We start from the raw sequence: 17,962 nt of genomic DNA on the forward strand, positions 1-17,962 counted from the left end.
AAGCCGGCCCCGCCCGGCCCGCCGCTGCCGATCGGCCCGGCGTTGCCGCCGTTGCCACCGGGCGTCACGCCGGCGGTCGCGCTGTAACCGGCGCCGCCGTCGCCGAACAGGAAGCCACCCGCACCGCCGTTGGGATTCGCCGCCGTGCCGGGGGCTCCGTGGCCGATCAGCGCGCGCCCGAACAGCATTGACGTCGGGCCGTTGATGATCGGATCGAGCGCCTGACCGTATGGGCTGCTGATCCACGCGTTGCCGGCGGTGTGGATCGGTCCGTAGACGAGGGTTTGGAATCCGCTGGCGAGCGAGGTGTCCAGCGTGGCGGCGGCGCCCTGAATGGAGGCGACGATGGCCGCCTCGGTGCTCGCGTACGAGGCCGCGGACGCGCTCAGGGTGGCTACGAACTGCTCGTGGTAGGTCGCCGCCTGCGCCGCGGCCGCTTGGTACTCGCCGGCGTAGTCGCCGAACAGCGCCGCAATTGCCGCCGACACCTCGTCGGTGCCGGCCGCCGCCAGGGCGGTCGTCGGAGCCAGCGCCGCGAGATTGCCGGTCAGCACCGCCGACCCGATCTGCGCCGCATTCGCTGCCGCCGTCTCGAAAATGTCCGGCGCCAAGAGCACAAAAGACATAGCCACACCCCCAGTGCTGTCGCGTAGAGACATCATGGGCCTTGGGTCAGCAATAAATGGCTGAAATCGAGAGAAAAAGCGGCACCTATTTATCGCGCTTGCGCGACAGAAACGCCTGCATGTGCTGTTGCGGCTCGCCGGTCAGGAACGAACGGCCGAATTGTCCGACGCTGTCTTCGATCGCCCCCTGAATCGTCATGTCGAACCACTTATTCAGCAGACGCTTTTGTTGCCGCACCGCGTGCGGACCGAATCGGGTGAGTTTCGCGGTCAATTCGTCAATGCGGGTGTCCAGCATTTCCGGTACCAGCACCTCGTGCACCAAGCCCCAATTCGCCGCCGTCCGGGCGTCGATCGTTTCGCCCGTCATCAGCAGCCAGGCCGAGTGGGACGCGCCGATCAATGCGGGCATCAGCGCGGCATGGATCACCGACGGGATTCCGACGGCCACTTCCGGCATGCCGAACCTCGCGCCGGACTCCGCGATTCGCAGGTCACAGCACATCGCGACTTCCAGGCCGCCGCCGAGGCACCAGCCGGCGAGGCGCGCGACGACGGGAAGGGGGCAGTCGCGGATCGCCTCGCACAACCCCGCCAGCCGGCGAATGAAGACCTCGGCCGTGGGCTGATCGAGGGTGACCATTTCGTGGATGTCGGCGCCGCCGATGAATGCTTTCTCTCCCGCGCCGCGGAACACCACGACCCGCGCCTCGGTGTCCGACCCGATGGCGCGGAATGCGTCGGTCAGAGCTGAGATCGCTTCGCTGCCAATGATATTCAGTGGTCCGGCGTTGATCAGCTCGATGGTCGCCCGACCGTCGTGGCGGGTGGATCGGACATAACGGCTGTCGATTGTGTCCATGCGCTCTTTTCCGACTCGGCTCGGATGGTGAACACCCGAGCATAGGAGCCGGCTGCCCCGCTAAGCGACCGCCTCGGCGGGCATCGTGCTGAATTCGAGTACGCCGTCTTCGATTGGATCCTCCAGCAGGATCTGACAGTCTTTCTCGTAGTGATTCAACGTCAGCCACGGCAACTTCGAGCCCTGTCGCGGCACGATATTTTTCGCGCGCACAACGTAGCCGGATTTCAAGGTGTCCAACACGCCGATGTCGGTCTTACAGCCGTGCACATCGCGCGGAGTCACCACCGCATAACCGTTCATATCCATGTGGTCGAGTAGCCGGGCCAGGTACGCGCCGGCGATGTCGGACTTCAGGGTCCACGGTGCGTTGGTATAGCCCATCAGCCAGGCGAAATTTGGGAGGTCTTGGACCAAGACGGCCTTATACGCCATCCGGTCGCAGAGGTTGACGGGTCGCCCGTTTACCGACAGTTGCATACCCCCCAGCATCTGCAGGTTCAGGCCAGTCGCAGTGACGATGATGTCAGCCTGGATCTCGCGCCCTGATCTCGTCAAAATACCTGTTGTAGTGATGGATTCGATCTCATCGGTAACGATCGACGCGCCGCCGCAGGTGAGCGCTTTGAACAGATCACCGTCAGGGGCCATGCACATGCGCTCGTCCCATGGCTGGTACCGCGGCATGAAATGGGTCATGTCGAAGCCCGTACCGACCTGGCGGTGTACCAGCCACAGCAGGAGACGTCTGCTCAGGCGCGGCCAACGCCGGCATGCCGAATAGACCCTGCGCAGCAGGAGGATGTTGCGCCTGCGGGCCAGTGCATACACCCGCTCGACGGAAAGAACCCTCGTCAACGACTGCGAAAGTTTGTCCACCGAGGGCAACGACAAGACGTAGGAGGGCGAGCGTTGCAGCATGGTGACATGAGCGGCGGAACCGGTCAGCGCCGGCACCAAGGTGACTGCCGTTGCACCGCTGCCGATCACGACGATTTTCTTGCCGGCGTAGTCCAAATCCTCGGGCCAGTGCTGCGGATGCACGATGCGACCCGAAAAGCGGTTCGAGCCCGGCAGCGCGGGCAGGTAACCGGTGTCATGGTCGTAGTAGCCAGTGCATGCGATCAAGTAGCGGCAGCTGTACCTGCAGGCCTCGCCGGTCGTTTCGCGTTGTGCGGTCAACGTCCACCGGCCATCCGTCGGCGACCAGTCAGCGCCAACGATTCTCAGACCGTAATGAATCTTTTTGTCGACGCCGTACTCGGCCGCCGTTTCGGCGATGTAGCGCCGAATAGCTTCGCCCGACGCCAACACCTGCGGATTCCGCCAGGGCCGAAATTCGTAGGCCATGGTCAGCATGTCCGCGTCGGAGCGGATCCCCGGGTAGCGGAACAAGTCCCACGTGCCACCGATCCGCTCGCGTCGCTCCAGGATCGCGATCGACCGGTTGGGTTGGCGAGTCGTCAAGTGACATGCCGTTCCGATACCGGACAGTCCGGCACCGATGATCAGGACGTCGAAGTGCTGTGCGGTCATAGCATTCAGGATGAGCGCCGCCGAGACCGACGGTCTTGACACATTCCGACACTTCTTTATCATTTCCCGACACCGGGAGGTGATTGATGAGCAGCCTGGTCCGCGCGACGGCCATGCGGGGCTACCCCGAGTTGGTACGAGAGCTCGGAGGTGACCCGCTCAGCTATCTCTCGCGATTCCACATCCCGGCCGGGATTGAACAAGAAGAAGACGCGTTCATCCCCACGCCGGCGTTCGCGCGCATGATCGAAACGACCGCCGTGGAACTCAAGTGCCCAGACTTCGGGTTACGCCTCTCTCGCATAAGAGGTCTGGACGCCGTCGGGCCCGTGGCGGTCATCCTGCGGAACTGCGACACAGTCCTGGAAGCAATGCAAGCCAGCGCGCGCTACAGCTATGCACATACCGCCGGGGTCAAAATCAGGTCGGCGCGACCCACCGAGACCGAAGTCCGGATGATCGTGGAGCAGGTGGAACCGGGTGTGCCGTACTCATTGCAGGCATACGAGATGAGCGTCGGTCTGATGGTGCGGACGAACCGCATCCTGGCCGGACCGCAAACGCCGGTCACGGTCTCGTTTGTGCACGACCAACTAAGCTCCGACGCAGCCTACCGCGAAGCACTGGGCTGCCCGGTACGCTTCGGCCAATCCTGGTGCGGGATAGAACTTCCCAGTTATGTGCTGCAGCAACGCATCGACCACGCCGACCCTGAGGCGAGGCGCATAGCCGTCAAGTACCTGGAAGCGAGATGCCTGCCGAGCACGGCACCGCTGTCGGAGCGGGTGGCCGAGTTGGCCCGTCGGTTGCTGCCCCTAGGGCATTGCAGCGGTGAGGTGATTGCCGACCGGCTGGCCGTGCATCCGCGAACGCTGCAGCGGCGGTTGGCAACCGAAGGCACAAGCTGCCAGGACGTCATCGACCGGGAACGCCGCACCCTGGCGGCGCAATACCTTGCCGAGCCCCGGTTGCGGCTGGGGCAGATCGCGAGCCTGCTCGGCTATACCGAGCAGAGCGCGCTCAACCGGTCCTGCCGGCGTTGGTTCGACAAGACGCCGCGAGAGTGCCGGCAGGAATGGGCCGGTAGTGCTGAATAATCAACTCGCGTCCGCTAATTCGTCGAGCGCTTCCCCGGTGTAGACCGCCAACCTTTGTAAGTGCGGCAGCGTGTCTCGGCAACCGATGAACCCGAAGTTCAGGGTGCTGGCGTAGCTCTGCAGCGTGATGTTGAGTGCCTGACTGTGCGCCACCAGCGAGACGGGGAACGACGCCTCCATCCGACTGCCCCGCAGGTAGAGCACGTCCTGGGGACCCGGCACATTGCTCACGCAGAGGTTGAACGTATAGGGCCATGGCGTCTTCACCCCGGTGAGGGTGCTCGCCAGCTGCATACCGAACGGCGCCATCAGCGCCGCGGTGTACGCGAGTATCGCTTCCCGATTCATTTTTGCCAGTTCGGCTTTCGCAATTCGGGTGGTGGTGGTAACGGCCCGTAGGCGTTCGATCGGGTCGGCGATGTCGGTGCCCAACGTTGCCAGGATGCTGGCCACAGCGTTGCCGCCACCCTCGTCGTCCTTGGGGCGCACGTTGACCGGCAGCATTGCGATCAGTGACTTCTCCGGCAGCTCGCCCAGCTCGTCGAGGAACCGGCGCAGACTGCCACCGACGATCGCCAGCGCAACATCGTTGACGGTCGCATCATTGGCCGCGCCGATCTTTTTCAACCGGTCCAACTCGTACTGCTGGGTGGCGAAGCGGCGGTTCCGGCTGATGCGGGTGTTCAGGATCGACCGCGGCGCCTGCACCGATCCGATCAGGTTGCGGTATTCGTTGTCGCTACGCAGCTGGGTGTTGATGATGGCTTTGGTGAGGTCCAGGGTGGACCGGCCGGCGCCGGCCACTGACCCCATCACACTGCCCACCCCGCTGACCACTCCACCAAGGTTGCTCACCACGCTGCCCACGCTGCGGAGCAGGCTTCCGGCGATTCCGCCGCCGGATTCCTCCTTGGCCGCCGATACCCGCCCAGGGGTGGGAATGTTGAAGAACAGCGGGTGGGTGGTGTCGTGCGGGTCGGTGGACAGACTGCGCGCGAGCATCTTCTGTCCGGTGTAGCCGTCCACCAGAGCGTGATGCATCTTGACGTAGAGAGCGAAACGACCGCCTTCGAGGCCTTCGATGAAATGCATTTCCCACGGCGGACGGCGCAGGTCCAAAGCGTTACTGTGCAAGCGGGACACCAGGATTCCGAGTTCGCGCTCATCTCCGGGACTGGCCAGCGCCGAGCGCCGCACATGGTAGTCCAGATCGAAGTTGTCGTCGTAGACCCACGACTGGATGGGACTGAACAAAAGGTCCGGCTGGCTCAGTTTGAGATTCCACGGATCCACGACCGCACTGGCCTTGCTTTCGTCGACGAGTTGGCGCAGGAAGTCTTTCGGCGCATCCGGCGGCGGCGTGAAGGGCATCAGGCCACCGACATGCATCATCGTGCTCGACGTCTCGGCGTAGAGGAAGAACATGTCTTGCGGACCGAGCCGCCTGGCGGTCTTGCCCATGGCCTACTCCTTATTCCTGTCACTCATGCTGACCCGAAAACAGCACCAGTGTGGACCGTAGCCGAAACCGAGGTCCGCGGATATGCGAAAAGGACTGCCGCCGCGTCTACCCCCGCGGGAGGATCGCGGGAGGATGAAGCCCCAGCCCGGAGGAGGGCGCATGAGATCGCGGGTCCAGCTACTGCCGGTGACCGAGCGGGTGTGGTGCCTCCGGCAGCGCAGCTATGTCTGCTGTTCGTACGCGGTCGTCGACGATGACGGCGTAGTCCTGGTCGATGCCGGCATGACGTCGGATGCGGCACCGGTACTCAACGGTTTGGACATGCTGGGGCGGAGTCCGGCCGATGTGCACACGATCCTGTTATCCCATTGGCACAACGATCATGCGGCGGGGGCGGCACGGATGAAGGCCTTGTCGGGCGCCCGGGTGCACTACCACGGCGGCGACCGGCCGTACTTTATGCGGGAAACCGCGCGTGGTGGTTTCCCCGGTTGGTTGAGCAAGCAAGTCCCCGAACGCGGCCCCCTCGTGCTGGCCCGCGGGCTGTTGAGCGCCGCCACCTCGACCGCCGTGGCGGCGGATGTGCTGGTGCGCAACGGCGATCTGCTGCTGGGCCAGTTCCGGGTGGTGGAGACGCCGGGTCATACGCCGGGGCATGTCGCGTACTTCTATGAACCTGACGGCGTGCTGTTCGCCGGTGACGCCCTGGCCGTGGTTGGGGGCAAGCTGCGTTTCATGTCGCGTTTGGTGACCCTCGAGTTGGACGACGCACGCGCATCGATGACTGCGCTCTTGCAATTACCGATTCGCTACGTGTGCCCGGGGCACCGCGCTCCGCTCACTGAAAACGTTGCGTTGCAGCTTGATTCGCTGCGAGAGCGAGTAGCCGAGCCGGGCTGGCCGCTACTTGGCTAGTAGACGCTGGTTGGCTAGTAAAGCGGTACCCAGACCCCGAAGAACCAGTAACCCCAGCCGCCGTACTGCCAGTTGAAGACCGGCGTGACGGTGAAGCTGTTGTAGTTGAACTGGCCGAAATCGTTGCGGGCGTAGCCGACATCGCGCACCGGGCCATTCCATGGCCGGTTCCAGCCGCCGGGCGGCGGCGGACCGTTCCAGCCCCCAGGGGGCGGCGGGCCCTGCCAGTTGGGTGGCGGGTGTCCGGGCGCGAAGCCGTCGTTCCAGCCGAAGCCACGCGCCGGCGGTGGCGGCGGCGCACCGCGGCCCGGCAGGCTGAAGCCGGCCAGCGTGTCCGCGGGACCGCCGATCTGCGCGCCCGGCAGCACCAGCGCGATCCGCGGAATGAAGGGTGGGTGCGGCGGCTGGGTGGGCGGGGCGTTGATGACGATGGTGATGCCCGGCGCGGGTGTGGTCGACGTCGACTGCCCCGCCGGGGTGGTGGTCTGCCCACTCGATGTCGTGGTCTGCGAACCCGACGTGGTGGTCTGTCCGCTCGACGATGTGGTGGTGGAAGACGCTGTGGTGGTGGTGGTTTGGGTGCTCGACGGTGTGGTGGTCTGCGTACTCGGGGTGGTGGTCTGTGTGCTCGGCGCCGTCGTCGTCTGGGTGGCCGGCGCGGTAGTGGTCTGGGTCGGAGCGACCGTGCTCTGCGGCGCCGTTGTCTGCGGTGCCGTTGTCTGCGGCGCCTGCGTCGTCTGCGGCTTGGTGGCGGTGGTCTTGGGGGCCGGCGCGGTGGTCGCCTCCGTCGGGGTGTCCGGCGCCAACGGGATCGGTCTCGTCGGAGCTGAATAGGCCGGGCCGGCATCCAGCAGCACCGCAGAGAGACCAAGACCCGCCGCAACCGCCACCGCGCTGACGGCTCGTTTCATCGTCATAGCTGAGTCCCCTCCTGGGCTTCGGCCGCCTGCACTACGGGCAGGTCACGCTCATCTCGAACGGCTTGGTCACCGGCCGCGGTTGATCCGGGTTGGTCATGTCGACACCCGAAGCGGTGCCCTTGATCGCATACGTCTTGTCCTTCAACGCCGCCCCGGCATTGGTGGCCTGATTCGGCGCGGCGTCGGAGAAGCCGAGCACGATCCCGTCGACGGCGCCGAGCCCGACCGCGTGCACGATGGGCGGTTTGTCGTTGCTGACCACGGCACCGATGCCGTTCGCAGCGTCACCTATGCCGATGTTGGTGTTGGCACCGGACGCCTGGCAGGTGACCTGACCGGTGACGTTGAGGTTCTTGCCGTCGACGATCACCACCGGGCCCGCGGGCGCCGCGGGCGAACTCGGTTGACCCGTATCGGAATTCTTGCTCGAACAACCCGCACAGGCCGCGACCACGAGGGCGACCCCGACTACGCCGACCGAGAATTCACGCTTCACCGATGTTCTCCTTGGTGCCGCCACACACGCGCTGCGCGCGAGTACCCGCTATCCGAATCGCGCAAACCAAGTCATACAGCGTTCCTAAACGGCCGACAAGTCCTCAGCCGGCGGCGACATGCCGGTCAAGGAAATCCAGCACCGCACCGGCGAAGACGTCGTTGCGGTCACCGGCCACCATGTGGCCTGCCCCGCGCACGTCGGTGAACTCGACTTGCGGGAAGCGGGTGAGGAATTCCTCTGCGCGCTCCTGGCTGACCAGGTCACTCATCTTGCCCCGCACCAATAGCATCGGCACACCGTCGCGCAGGATCGACTCGACGGCGTTGTGCATGCGATCGGGATCGGTGACCTCGATGGGCGGGTGAGCCGCGGTGCCGTTGATGAACCGCGGATCCCAGTGCCAGTACCAGCGATCGCCGCGGCGACGCAGGTTGGTGGTCAGCCCATCGAGATCGGTGGGCCGGGGCCGGTGCGGGTTGTATTGAGCGATCGCGTCGGCGACCTCGTCCAGCGAGGCAAACCCCGTTTCCACCCGCTCGGACATGAAGTCGTGGATCCGCGCCGCGCCCGACTGCTCCATGTTGGGCACGATGTCGACCAGCACGATTGCGCTGGCGATGCCCGGGGTCAGCTCGCCGGCCAGCAGCATCGAGGTGAACCCTCCCAGCGAGGCGCCCACCAGCACCGGCTTGGCCGGCAGCCCGCGCAACACGTCCTCCACGTCGCGGGCAAAGCTGATCACGCGGTAGTCGCCGTCATCGGACCAGTCGGATTCGCCGTGTCCCCGCAGATCGACGGTCACCGCCTGGTAGCCGCGCTCGGCGACGGCGGCCGCCGCCTTCGCCCAGGAGCGGCGGGTCTGCCCACCGCCGTGCAGGAACACCACCGCCCGCGCCTGCGGGTTACCCTGGCGGTCGGAGACGATGCGTAACCCACCGGGTCGGTGGGTGATGAACGGTTCAGCCGCGCTGGAGACCGGAGCCATCAGGAAATACTAAAAGGTCGGGTGGCCTCGCAGCCGGGATGACAGCCGGCGACCCTGCAACCGACGCACCACGGCCAACCGTTCGCCGTCACGCCCGGGGGCGAACAACGGGATGGCGCAGGCCGCGACGGCGACGACGGCGGCCATGACCGCGTAAGAGGAATTGGTGGCCGCCACGAAGGCGTCCTTGCTGCGCTCCGCCAGCGCAAGGCCCTGCGGTCCAAGGTGATTGGCGACCGCGAGCGCCTTGGTCAACGAATCCGACGCCGGCCCACGCACCGGTTCGGGGAAATCACCGAGCGCACCGGCGATCCGATGGCTGTAACTGCCCGCCAGGATCGAGCCGGCCAGGGCGATGCCCAGCGCACCACCCAGCTCGCGCGTGGCGTCATTGACAGCGGAAGCCACCCCTTGCTTCTGATCCGGCGCCGCGCCCATGATCGCCGAAGTTGTTGGTGCAGTGCACAATCCAAATCCAGTGCTGATGATCATCAGGGGCCAGCAGACCTGGAGGTAGGAGGAGTCGGCGGTGAGCGTGCACATGCACAGGAAGCCGATCGAGATCAGCACCATGCTGGCGAAGACGACCGCACGCAGCCCCAGCTTCGGCAGGTACCACGACGACAGCAAGGACAGCGTTAGCAGCGGTATCGCCATGGGGCTCAGCGCAAGCGCCGCGACCAATGCGGAGTAGCCCTTTACTTGTTGGAGGTACTGCACCACCAGAAAGAACAGCGCGAAGGTGGCCAGAAAGACCATGGTGATGGTTGCGGCGCCGGTGCCGAAATAGGGATTACCGAACAGGCGAATATCCAGCAGCGGATGCCGGCGCCGACGCTCGAGAAGACCGAACACCACCGCGAGTGCCGCCCCGCCGATCAGGCAGCCGAAGACGTGGGGTCGCTCCAGCCGTGCGAGGGTGCCTGCAGAATGCCGAACACGAACACCGCGACCGCCGCCCCGATGGTCGCCGCCCCGGGCACGTCCAGGCGCGGCGCATCGGGATCACGGGACTCGGCGATGGTCAGGGTGAGCAGGAAGACCACCACCCCAGCGATCGCCAAGGTCCAGAAAATCGAGCGCCAATCGAAGAACTCGACCAGCAGGCCGGTACCGATCAAGCCGAACAGCCCGCCCGAGCCCGCAACACCCGCCCAAATGCCGACGGCCTTGGTGCGCGCCTCAGGCGGATAGGCCACCGTCAGCAGCGACAGGGTCGCCGGCATGACGAAAGCCGCGCCGGCACCGGCCAACCCGCGCGCCGCGATGATCTGTAGCGGACTGTCGAAGACCAGGGGTGCGGCTGACGCGATCGCGAAGATGGCGATGCCGACCAGCAGGGCGCTGCGCCGGCCGTACCGGTCACCGATGGCGCCGGCGGGCAGCAGCAGGCACGCCAGCAACAGCGTGTAACTGTCCACGATCCAGGTCAGCTGCGTCTGGGTTGCCGCCGTGGCGTTGGCGATGTCGCTCAGGGCCGTGTTGAGCGCAACCATCGACGCGATGACGAGGGCCACCCCGGCACAGGCGATGAACAGCGTCCACCCCCGTCGCGCGCGGGAGCCTTGCGCGAAGGAGTTCGGTGACTGATCCGGGCGTTTGAGGGTTCTGACCGCGATTCCAGTCACGGGCCCTGCTTCCGTTGCAGTGGACAGCAGTAAAACAAGACTGTCAGTCTCGTAGCGAGACTCCCGGTCTCAATACCCGTTGGAGCGCGCCGGAAAACGCGCCACGGTCAGACGGATTAGGCGCCGCCCGCCCGACCCGGCAACAGCCGGAACAGTCGACGAGCGATGCGGGTCAGCGGATTGCCGGAAGAATGCTGCGCATCCTTGATCCTGTTCAGCGTCTGCTCGCCCTCGACGGCATAGTCCTTCACTGATTCGTCGCCTTCTTCTGCGCGCATGAAATTCTCCTTGGTTAGCAAGCGGGTTGTTAAGCGTCACGCCGGGGTGAGTCGCTCGGGCGGGTCCTGGGGAGGTAGCCGCTCCGGCGGTTCGGATGGCGTGAGCCGTTCCGGCGTCTCCGACGGGGTAAGGCGCTCCGGCACCTCACCGGGCGTACCGCGTTCCGGCGTCTGGGGTCCGGTCGAACGTGCGTCGATCACAACGGCTCCTCTGCTGGACTCCCTGCTGCCTACCCGCGCTACCGGGGGGCCCAAACAGACGTCAGTCGCCGGTGCGGGTGAACTTCATCTCGTACGGGCCGCCCTTGCAGGCACTGCCCGTTTCATCCTTGGTGCCGCTCCCGGCCAGCACCGCTATCGGGTCCTGGGGTGGCTCCGGCAGCGGGAAGGTGCCTTTGATCTTGACGTGCGAGGTGCCGCCGGCCGGGCAGGACGCGTCGTACTCGTCGTCGCGGGTCCAGACGTCGTTGGCGAATTGCAGTAACTGGGTGCCGCTGGTGCCGTTCCTGACGAACCGGCTCAGGCAGCGGTCCCCGGTGCGCAGACAGATGGTGTCGACGGTGTAGTCGGCTTCCTGCGGCTTCGGGGCGTTGGCACCGGTATAGGTGGTCAGCAGATGGTAAGCGCCGTGCAGCGCCTCGGCCGGGGACACGACGCGCGCACGCTGCTCGGCCGGGTCTGGAAGGTTGCCGAGTTCAGCGTCACCGGTTCGGGTGAATGTCACCGACCGCTTGCTGTAGCAATCGAGGGAGTCGGTGATCCATTCGCCGACCAGGGAGCCGTCCGATTTCGGATTCAGCCAGACGTAATTCCACTTCTCAATGCTCTTGTCGTTGCACTTGCCGCCTTCGAGAGCGATCGCGATCCAGCGTCCCCGGACATCGTCGAATACCAGCTTGGGAGTGTGGTTGTAGGGCCCGTCGGTGCGCTGCGCCGTCGCGACGCAGCCGCTGCCCCCCTTGCCGGTGCACGCGGAACGCAGTACCCACGTCTCCTGGCCCGGCGGCTCGGAATTCGCAACCTCCTTGCCGGCCAGGGACATCTTCGGACCGAAGTCGGCGGTATAGGTGCCGGTGAACGGTCCGCCGTTGGCCGGCGGTGCCGGTTCCCCGCTGCCCGACCGTTCGGCCGCCTGGCCGCTGCCGGGGCTGTCGCCACCGCCGCTCAAGGCAATGCCGGCGACGACGGCGATGACGGTGAGCAGCACACCGACGCCCGCCAGGATGAGCGGGGTGCGGCGCCTGCGCTTCGGTTTGCTTCCCTGCTCGCCCTTGGGTTTGCTTCCCTGCTCGCGGCCGGGGCCGCTGTCCGGTGCGGCCGCCGGAGCGGCTACCGGGAACGGGACGGGCGTGGGGGGGTCACTCGGTTGCCGGTACAGCGTCGGCTCGTCGTTGATTGAGCGGTGCTGGTTGGGGTCCGTACTGGGCCGGCGTTGGGTGGGATCGGTAGGCGGCCGCTGCGGGGACGGATCCGGCGCCGGGCGGTACTGATTGGGCTCCGACGGCGGGCGGTAGGCGGCGGGCGGCGGCATCTGTGGCCGGCGCTGATTCGGGTCCGAGGGTGGGCGCCGCGGCGGCTCGGCCGTGGGGCGGCGCTGCGAGTGGTCTGGGTAGGCCGGGCCGCCGCGTCGCGGCGGAGGCGGCGGCTGCCTCGGCGGGACGGGAGGTGGTGGTGCGAGCTGGGTGCGCTGTTGGACCGGTTCGGGCCGGCGCAGCGGGATGGGGCGGGTTCCGGTGACCGCTTCCCGGGCCGCGGCCGCCATGTCGGTGACCGTCGAATAACGCTGCTCGGGATTCTTGGCCATGGCCGTCGCGATCACGTTGTCCAGCTCTTCGGGTATGCCGCGGCGCAGGGTGGACGGCCGTGGCGGCGGCAGGCTCAGGTGCCCCCCGATCTGCTGTTCCAGACTGCTGCCGGGGAACGGCTGGCTGCCGGTCAGGCACTCGTGCAGCACGCAGCCGAGCGCGTAGGTGTCACCGCGCGGGTCGGTCTGGCCGGAAGTCACGCGTTCGGGCGCCATGTACGCCCAGGTGCCAATGACGTTGCCGGTGCCGGTCATGTGGGAATCACCTGCCGCTCGGGCGATGCCGAAGTCAATCAGGTAGGCGAAGTCGTCCTCGGTGACCAGGATGTTGGACGGTTTGACGTCGCGGTGCACCAAGCCGATCCGGTGCGCGGCGCGCAGCGCGGAGGCGATCTGTTCGATGATGTGTACCGCGCGTTCGGGTTCCAGCGCGCCCTCGGCGATGATGTCCTGCAGGTCGCGGCCCACGACCAGCCGCATGTCTACGTACAGGCGTCCGTCGATCTCACCGAAATGGTGGATGGGCACCACGTGCGGGTCGTTGAGACCGGCCGCCGCCAGGGCCTCCCGGCGAAACCGCTGTTCGAACGTCGGGTCGTTGGCGAGGTTGGCGGTCAGCACTTTGACGGCGACGACGCGTTGGGTCTCGGTGTCGTAGGCACGCCACACCTCACCCATGCCGCCCCGGCCCAGCAATTCGAGGAACTGGTAGCGGCCGAATGTCGTGCCTTGCACTCGGCCCCCTCAGCGAAAACCAGATGATACTTCGGCAAATACATTAAAACCGCGCACGCGGGGACGCACGGCCGTCTTCAAGCTAAACATGAGAAGTGACCGCCCGACAGCGTGTTGGATCAGCGGGCGACCTGCCGGTGACCGGACAATGAGCGGCTGTTGGACGGCATCAGCGTCAGCGTCAGGATGAGCGCCGCGGCGACCAGATCCAGCACCGCGAACATGGTGGTGCTCGCCAGCACCGCGGGCGCGAATACCGCGTGGAGCCCCGCGGCGAGCATCAACAGGCCCCACAGGTGCGCCGCGGAAAGCCCACCCACCGTGACCGCGAGGACGACGGCGGCCGTCACTGCTGGCGACCGCGGCTGTGTCACGAGCTTTTCGACAAGGCGCCGACTCCGTTGTAGAGCACCATCAACCCGATGAGCACCAGGACGGCGGCAAGCATGGCCGCGTGGTTCTTCGACATCCAGTCCTTGAGCCTGGTCAGGGGCTCGTCCAGGCGGTCCCCGGCACTCACGTAAGCCAGGATCGGGATCGCCACCGTCGACGCGGAGACCGCGACGAACACCGCGGACGCGAGGAACTTCCCGCCGGCGTCGAACCCCCCGGTGCCGATGGCCACCCCGGCCGCCAGGCACAGCAGCGAGACTTCCAGGCGCACTACTGTCAGCACCAGGGCCGTCACGCCGGCCCGCACCGGTGTGATGGTGCCGAACGCCCGCATCCAGCGTGGCTCTTGGGACTCCCGGTGCCGGGTCAGCCAGCGATAGATGCCGAACAGGATCAGCGCCGACCCGAGCACGACACGCAGCCAGGACGCCCAGGCCGGTGGCGTCTTGTGCAGACCACCAAGCAGCCCGGCCGCCGAGACGAAGATGGCGGTCAGCGCACACAGCCCCAGCAACCAGCCGCCCAGGAACGCCAACCCGGTAGGACGCGGACGCGGGGAATGCAGGACCAGCACCGCCGGAATGATCGTCAACGGCGAGACCGCAATGACCAGAGCCAACGGGATGAGAGCCGTCAGCACCGAGCTCCAATGTCCTGTCACGGGCAGCAATCTTCCCACGCAGAACTCAACCGAAGCCCGAATTGCCGCAAAGCTCAGTTTGCGTCGGCCGCGGCGTCCTTGCTGGCCTTCACCGGATCCGAACTCGGCGGCAGTTTGAGCAGCGTGCCGCCCACGCTGCCTCGCGCGGTGCGGACCGTCACCAGGATCCACGTCAACAGCAGGCCCAGATACGCGATCACCGCGGCCACCCGAAACGCCGGAAGGTGGGTGTGGACGGCCAGTTGCGAAGTGCCGGTGACAAAGGTGCCCACCGGGAACGTCAAGCTCCACCACGTCAGGGCGAACGGCATGCCGCGTCGCAGGGTGCGCACGGTCAGGGCGGTGGCAAGCGCGATCCACAGCACCGCGAAACCCCACACCGGCACCCCGAAGATGATGGCGAATGCATTCATCGCTTCGGACAGTCGTCGGTCGACCGCACCCGTGGACGCGGCCGCGGCCAGCAGTCCCACGGCCGTGACCGATTGCCCGAGCGGACCTAGCACGATCCACAATGTCGGCACTCGCGTCGATCCGGACGTGCCGAACAGGACCAGGCGGCTCCAGATCATCGCGATGATGTTGGCCGATGCCAGCAGCGACAGCCCGAACATCGCGTAGCAGCCGTAGAGCATGGTCTCGCGGCCCGTCCCCGGCGGCATGTGCGGAAGCAGCAGGGCTCCCGTTGCTGCCGACACCATCGGCGGGACGACCGGCATCAGCCAGCCGCCGAACGCCGCGTCGGGCTCGACGTGCAACTGGGTGAACATCAGGAACGGGATGCTCACGGCGGTGAACAGTCCGCCCAGCGTGCCGGCGGTCCATAACACCCAGTCCAAGTCGACGGCGATCCGCTCACCAATGAGATCCCCGCTCACCAGCACGGCGCCCGCCCCTACGGTCATCAGCGCCATCGGCGCGGCCCCGTAATAGTGGGCCATCTGCGGGTTGCGAGCGTGGGTGCGCGCGACCCTCGGGTTTCGCAGCCAATGGCCGCCCACCAGCACGATGAGTGCTACCAACAGGATCGCCGCGAACACCCAGACCCCGTGGGTGAATCCGCGCAGCCCCGGCACGTGCACCGGCAAGGTGGCGCCGGCGATCGCGACGATCCCGGTGCCCATCACCGAGGCGAACCAGTTGGGTCCGATGTTGCCCAGCACCTCGACGCGCGAGTGTGCCGGCGCGGCGTCGTCCGGCCTCACGGTGGCCATAGCTGGCCAACCTACTGCCGCGGCCGGTCGTACACTGCGGTCAGGGCAGGCTTGACGAAATGAGGTTCGTATTTCGATGAGAACGCCCCTGGTAATCGGGATATCCGTGCTGCTGGTGGCGGCGGCGCTGGCCGTGCCGATCAAGCAACGGTGTGGCGCGCCCGGCCGCACCTGCGCGACCGCGGTGGACGCCGACGGCAACGTCCACTACTACTACGAAGTCGAGCCGGTGGCGGTGTTCCTGCTGGAGAATGTGTTGGGCTCGGACATCCCGGTGTTCTACACATCAGGCGAAGAGGTCGAGAGAGTCAAATAGACGGGAGGACAGGTGCGGATAGCTGCGCTGGTCGTGTCGGCGCTGATGCTCGGCGGTGCCCTCGCGTCGGTACCGGTGACGAACGTCGCGCTCGTCACCGCCAGCGAGGGTTTCTGCGCCGCGCATTACCTGTGCCCTTCCGAGCCGCCTGCCGACGGCGCCGACCAGGCCACCGCGGAACGCCGCGTCGTCGACGGTTACGTCGCCAAGCAGGCCAGTTGCACGCCCGACCTGCCGGCCGACCCGCAGTCGGTCACCTGGGATCCGCCCGGGTTCCAACCCGGCACCGGCGGCTCGGGGAACGTCAACGACGCAGATCCCAGTCTGGGCGGCCACTTCGTCGCCGACTACGTCAACGGCCGCTGGCACATCGACTATCAGTACTGCTGACGTCTGCCGGGCGTCCGGTCAGGCGCGGCACACCTGCGGTGCGAACTGGACGGTCGTCGTCGACGGTGTATTGAACACAGCGCGCAACGTCAGCTCCGGGGACACCGGTTGGTCGGCGATGTCGAATCGGTTGAGGTCGAGCAGCATCTCGACCGTGTCCGGCGCGGTGATGCGGGCGTTGGTGTCCCGGTCGAACCGCATCCGGTTCTCCCCCGGGCTGGCCGCCCGCGTGCTGGTGATGGCGAGGTCGTTGGTCTCTGGTTCGGGACCGAGCTCGGCGAACGGGGTGCCGTTGTTGGCGACGCTGTACGTCAACACGTAACCGACGAACCGGGTCGCGCGGGTCCCAATGGGTACCGGGGGCAGCGGTTCGGCGAACCGAACCGCGAGTTGCAGCACGCTGCCCCGCGGGTGCTTGACGTCCACCGAGGACACCGTGATCTTGGGCGGCGGAACGGGCCCGCTCTCGGTGCGGCAACTCAGGCGGTTCGGCAGCCGTGCCCAGTCGTCTCGGGGCGACGATGCGAACGCTGTGAAGCCGACGGCGACCAGCGCCACCGCGATTGCCAGCACAAGCACCACCCGGAGCGCGATCGGGAGCGCCGTCCAGCCCCTGCGTAGCCGGGCTGCCAGGCCGGTGGGCGCCCCCGACGGCCGTCGGTGTGTGGTCCACCGGGCGCCGTCCCAGTACCGCCGGCCGTCGGACCCCTTGGGATCGATGTACCAGCCTGCCGGTGGCGAAGTTGGCACTGTCGCTCCATTCGATGCGGGAGAAGGCGGGCGGATCAATTACTCAATACGGCACGGTTCACGGCGGTGAATCCAGCGACACCGGGGGTGTGTCGAGCATCTGGACCTTGTCGTCACGCCACTGGTATCCGACCGTGGTCAGGGTGCCGTCGGGGCAGCTGTCACAGCTCTGGCCGGTCCGATAGGTCAGCACCACGGTATTGCCGTTGGATGCCGGTGCCTCGAGTTCGGTGAATGAGTACGCATTCGGCGTCGCGGGCCCGACGAATGCGCCGCGGTGGAACAACAGCGCCAGGTCGGGGGCGCTGCGGGTCGCGTCGCGCACGGTCACCACCAGTCCCGACAGCTCGGCGCACGGGTCGTAATTGCCGGACAACACCTTGGCGTCCCATTGCTTGCCGGTCTTGCGGTCCGGCGGGACCTTGCTCAGCGCCGCGGCGAGCGCCGCTGCCTGCTCGGGTCCGCACGGGCCCGTCGGTGCGCTGCCCGCGGCGGACGTCGGTGCGGCAGCAGCGGTCTGCTGCGGTGACTCGGGCGGCGGTTGGGGGCTGTCCGCACCCTTGGCCACGTACGCCGCCACGGCGGCGATCACGACGACAACAGCGATGAGCGCAGCGACCAGCCAACGGGCCCGGCCCGTCGATGGGGGGGTGGTATCCAGGTTGTCGGACGGGTCATAGGCGGGCGGCGGCCAGTCGGGATCGACGTCCTCAGCAACCATCCCAGATGCCGACCTTTCTCGTGGAGATCCCCACCGAACTTGCCGAATTGTAGCCGAACGCGCTGGTCACAAAAGTTTAGCGACGCCGAGGCGGGCTACAGACGCTGGTGAGCCTGCCCACATCAGCGACTTCGTGTTGGGGCCGCACAGCAAGCTACCGCATACTAGAC

At 66.6% G+C, this 17,962-nt stretch carries 21 protein-coding genes; 4 read left to right on the plus strand and 17 right to left on the minus strand.

Going from position 1 to position 17,962, the window contains the following annotated elements; translation table 11 throughout:
- The 3 genes from BN972_RS26955 to BN972_RS26965 all read right to left on the minus strand — a co-directional run.
- The coding region (locus tag BN972_RS26955; protein ID WP_036365597.1) for a PE family protein at positions 1-626 on the minus strand (626 nt) is incomplete at its 3' end.
- A gap of 85 nt (positions 627-711) precedes the next feature.
- Positions 712-1,488 carry an enoyl-CoA hydratase gene (locus BN972_RS26960; protein ID WP_036365601.1) on the minus strand — a complete coding sequence of 259 codons (777 nt, stop codon included), beginning with the start codon at positions 1,486-1,488 and terminating at the stop codon, positions 712-714.
- A gap of 60 nt (positions 1,489-1,548) precedes the next feature.
- Complete coding sequence (locus BN972_RS26965) at positions 1,549-3,024, minus strand: flavin-containing monooxygenase (protein ID WP_036365604.1); 1,476 nt, start codon at positions 3,022-3,024, stop codon at positions 1,549-1,551.
- Positions 3,025-3,110: 86 nt separating this feature from the next.
- Here BN972_RS26965 and BN972_RS26970 point away from each other — a divergent pair, with 86 nt between their 5' ends.
- Positions 3,111-4,121: an AraC family transcriptional regulator gene (locus BN972_RS26970; RefSeq protein WP_036365608.1), complete on the plus strand. Its 1,011-nt coding sequence runs from the start codon at positions 3,111-3,113 to the stop codon at positions 4,119-4,121.
- On the opposite strand, the gene BN972_RS26975 is transcribed toward BN972_RS26970, so the two are convergent.
- Positions 4,122-5,582 (minus strand): WS/DGAT/MGAT family O-acyltransferase, encoded by a 1,461-nt coding sequence (locus BN972_RS26975; protein WP_036365610.1) that lies wholly within the window; start codon positions 5,580-5,582, stop codon positions 4,122-4,124.
- A 160-nt stretch (positions 5,583-5,742) separates the two neighbouring features.
- On the opposite strand from BN972_RS26975, the gene BN972_RS27945 reads away from it, so the two are divergent.
- The gene (locus BN972_RS27945; RefSeq protein WP_051545826.1) at positions 5,743-6,498 is read left to right on the plus strand and encodes an MBL fold metallo-hydrolase; all 756 of its coding nucleotides are present in this window, start codon (positions 5,743-5,745) and stop codon (positions 6,496-6,498) included.
- A gap of 14 nt (positions 6,499-6,512) precedes the next feature.
- On the opposite strand, the gene BN972_RS30030 is transcribed toward BN972_RS27945, so the two are convergent.
- From BN972_RS30030 to BN972_RS27025, 11 genes are all read right to left on the minus strand, one after another.
- A complete protein-coding gene (locus tag BN972_RS30030) occupies positions 6,513-7,415 on the minus strand; it encodes an MAP_0585 family protein (protein ID WP_342351930.1) in 903 nt (300 codons plus the stop codon).
- A gap of 34 nt (positions 7,416-7,449) precedes the next feature.
- Positions 7,450-7,914, minus strand: a complete 465-nt coding sequence (locus BN972_RS26990) for a lipoprotein LpqH (protein ID WP_036365612.1) — start codon at positions 7,912-7,914, stop codon at positions 7,450-7,452.
- Positions 7,915-8,017: 103 nt separating this feature from the next.
- Positions 8,018-8,902, minus strand: a complete 885-nt coding sequence (locus BN972_RS26995; protein ID WP_200869769.1) for an alpha/beta fold hydrolase — start codon at positions 8,900-8,902, stop codon at positions 8,018-8,020.
- 9 nt (positions 8,903-8,911) lie between these two features.
- The gene (locus BN972_RS31065; protein ID WP_315968814.1) at positions 8,912-9,757 is read right to left on the minus strand and encodes an MFS transporter; all 846 of its coding nucleotides are present in this window, start codon (positions 9,755-9,757) and stop codon (positions 8,912-8,914) included.
- A 23-nt stretch (positions 9,758-9,780) separates the two neighbouring features.
- Positions 9,781-10,530 (minus strand): MFS transporter, encoded by a 750-nt coding sequence (locus BN972_RS31070; RefSeq protein ID WP_315968815.1) that lies wholly within the window; start codon positions 10,528-10,530, stop codon positions 9,781-9,783.
- 116 nt (positions 10,531-10,646) lie between these two features.
- Positions 10,647-10,808, minus strand: coding sequence for a hypothetical protein (locus tag BN972_RS29865; RefSeq protein ID WP_167659606.1), 162 nt, complete (start codon positions 10,806-10,808; stop codon positions 10,647-10,649).
- A gap of 36 nt (positions 10,809-10,844) precedes the next feature.
- Positions 10,845-11,009 carry a hypothetical protein gene (locus BN972_RS29870; protein ID WP_167659607.1) on the minus strand — a complete coding sequence of 55 codons (165 nt, stop codon included), beginning with the start codon at positions 11,007-11,009 and terminating at the stop codon, positions 10,845-10,847.
- Between the two features lie 61 nt (positions 11,010-11,070).
- On the minus strand, positions 11,071-13,347 hold the full coding sequence (locus tag BN972_RS27010; protein ID WP_036365617.1) for a serine/threonine-protein kinase: 2,277 nt from the start codon (positions 13,345-13,347) through the stop codon (positions 11,071-11,073).
- 119 nt (positions 13,348-13,466) lie between these two features.
- Positions 13,467-13,697 carry a hypothetical protein gene (locus tag BN972_RS27015; protein ID WP_036365620.1) on the minus strand — a complete coding sequence of 77 codons (231 nt, stop codon included), beginning with the start codon at positions 13,695-13,697 and terminating at the stop codon, positions 13,467-13,469.
- Positions 13,698-13,717: 20 nt separating this feature from the next.
- Positions 13,718-14,419, minus strand: a complete 702-nt coding sequence (locus BN972_RS27020; RefSeq protein WP_099051227.1) for a GAP family protein — start codon at positions 14,417-14,419, stop codon at positions 13,718-13,720.
- Between the two features lie 35 nt (positions 14,420-14,454).
- The gene (locus BN972_RS27025; RefSeq protein WP_080697227.1) at positions 14,455-15,615 is read right to left on the minus strand and encodes a TDT family transporter; all 1,161 of its coding nucleotides are present in this window, start codon (positions 15,613-15,615) and stop codon (positions 14,455-14,457) included.
- Between the two features lie 76 nt (positions 15,616-15,691).
- Between BN972_RS27025 and BN972_RS27030 the strand changes: the two genes are divergently transcribed.
- Entirely contained in the window at positions 15,692-15,931 is a 240-nt protein-coding gene (locus tag BN972_RS27030; RefSeq protein ID WP_036365625.1) for a hypothetical protein, read from the plus strand.
- Between the two features lie 12 nt (positions 15,932-15,943).
- A complete protein-coding gene (locus tag BN972_RS27035) occupies positions 15,944-16,321 on the plus strand; it encodes a hypothetical protein (protein ID WP_036365627.1) in 378 nt (125 codons plus the stop codon).
- Positions 16,322-16,339: 18 nt separating this feature from the next.
- On the opposite strand, the gene BN972_RS27040 is transcribed toward BN972_RS27035, so the two are convergent.
- Both BN972_RS27040 and BN972_RS27045 read right to left on the minus strand, forming a co-directional pair.
- Positions 16,340-17,071, minus strand: coding sequence for a DUF2510 domain-containing protein (locus BN972_RS27040; protein ID WP_036365629.1), 732 nt, complete (start codon positions 17,069-17,071; stop codon positions 16,340-16,342).
- Positions 17,072-17,129: 58 nt separating this feature from the next.
- The gene (locus BN972_RS27045) at positions 17,130-17,792 is read right to left on the minus strand and encodes an LppP/LprE family lipoprotein (RefSeq protein ID WP_036365632.1); all 663 of its coding nucleotides are present in this window, start codon (positions 17,790-17,792) and stop codon (positions 17,130-17,132) included.
- Between the last annotated feature and the right edge of the window lie 170 nt (positions 17,793-17,962).

The organism is Mycobacterium asiaticum DSM 44297 (assembly GCF_000613245.1).
Lineage (GTDB): Bacteria > Actinomycetota > Actinomycetes > Mycobacteriales > Mycobacteriaceae > Mycobacterium > Mycobacterium asiaticum.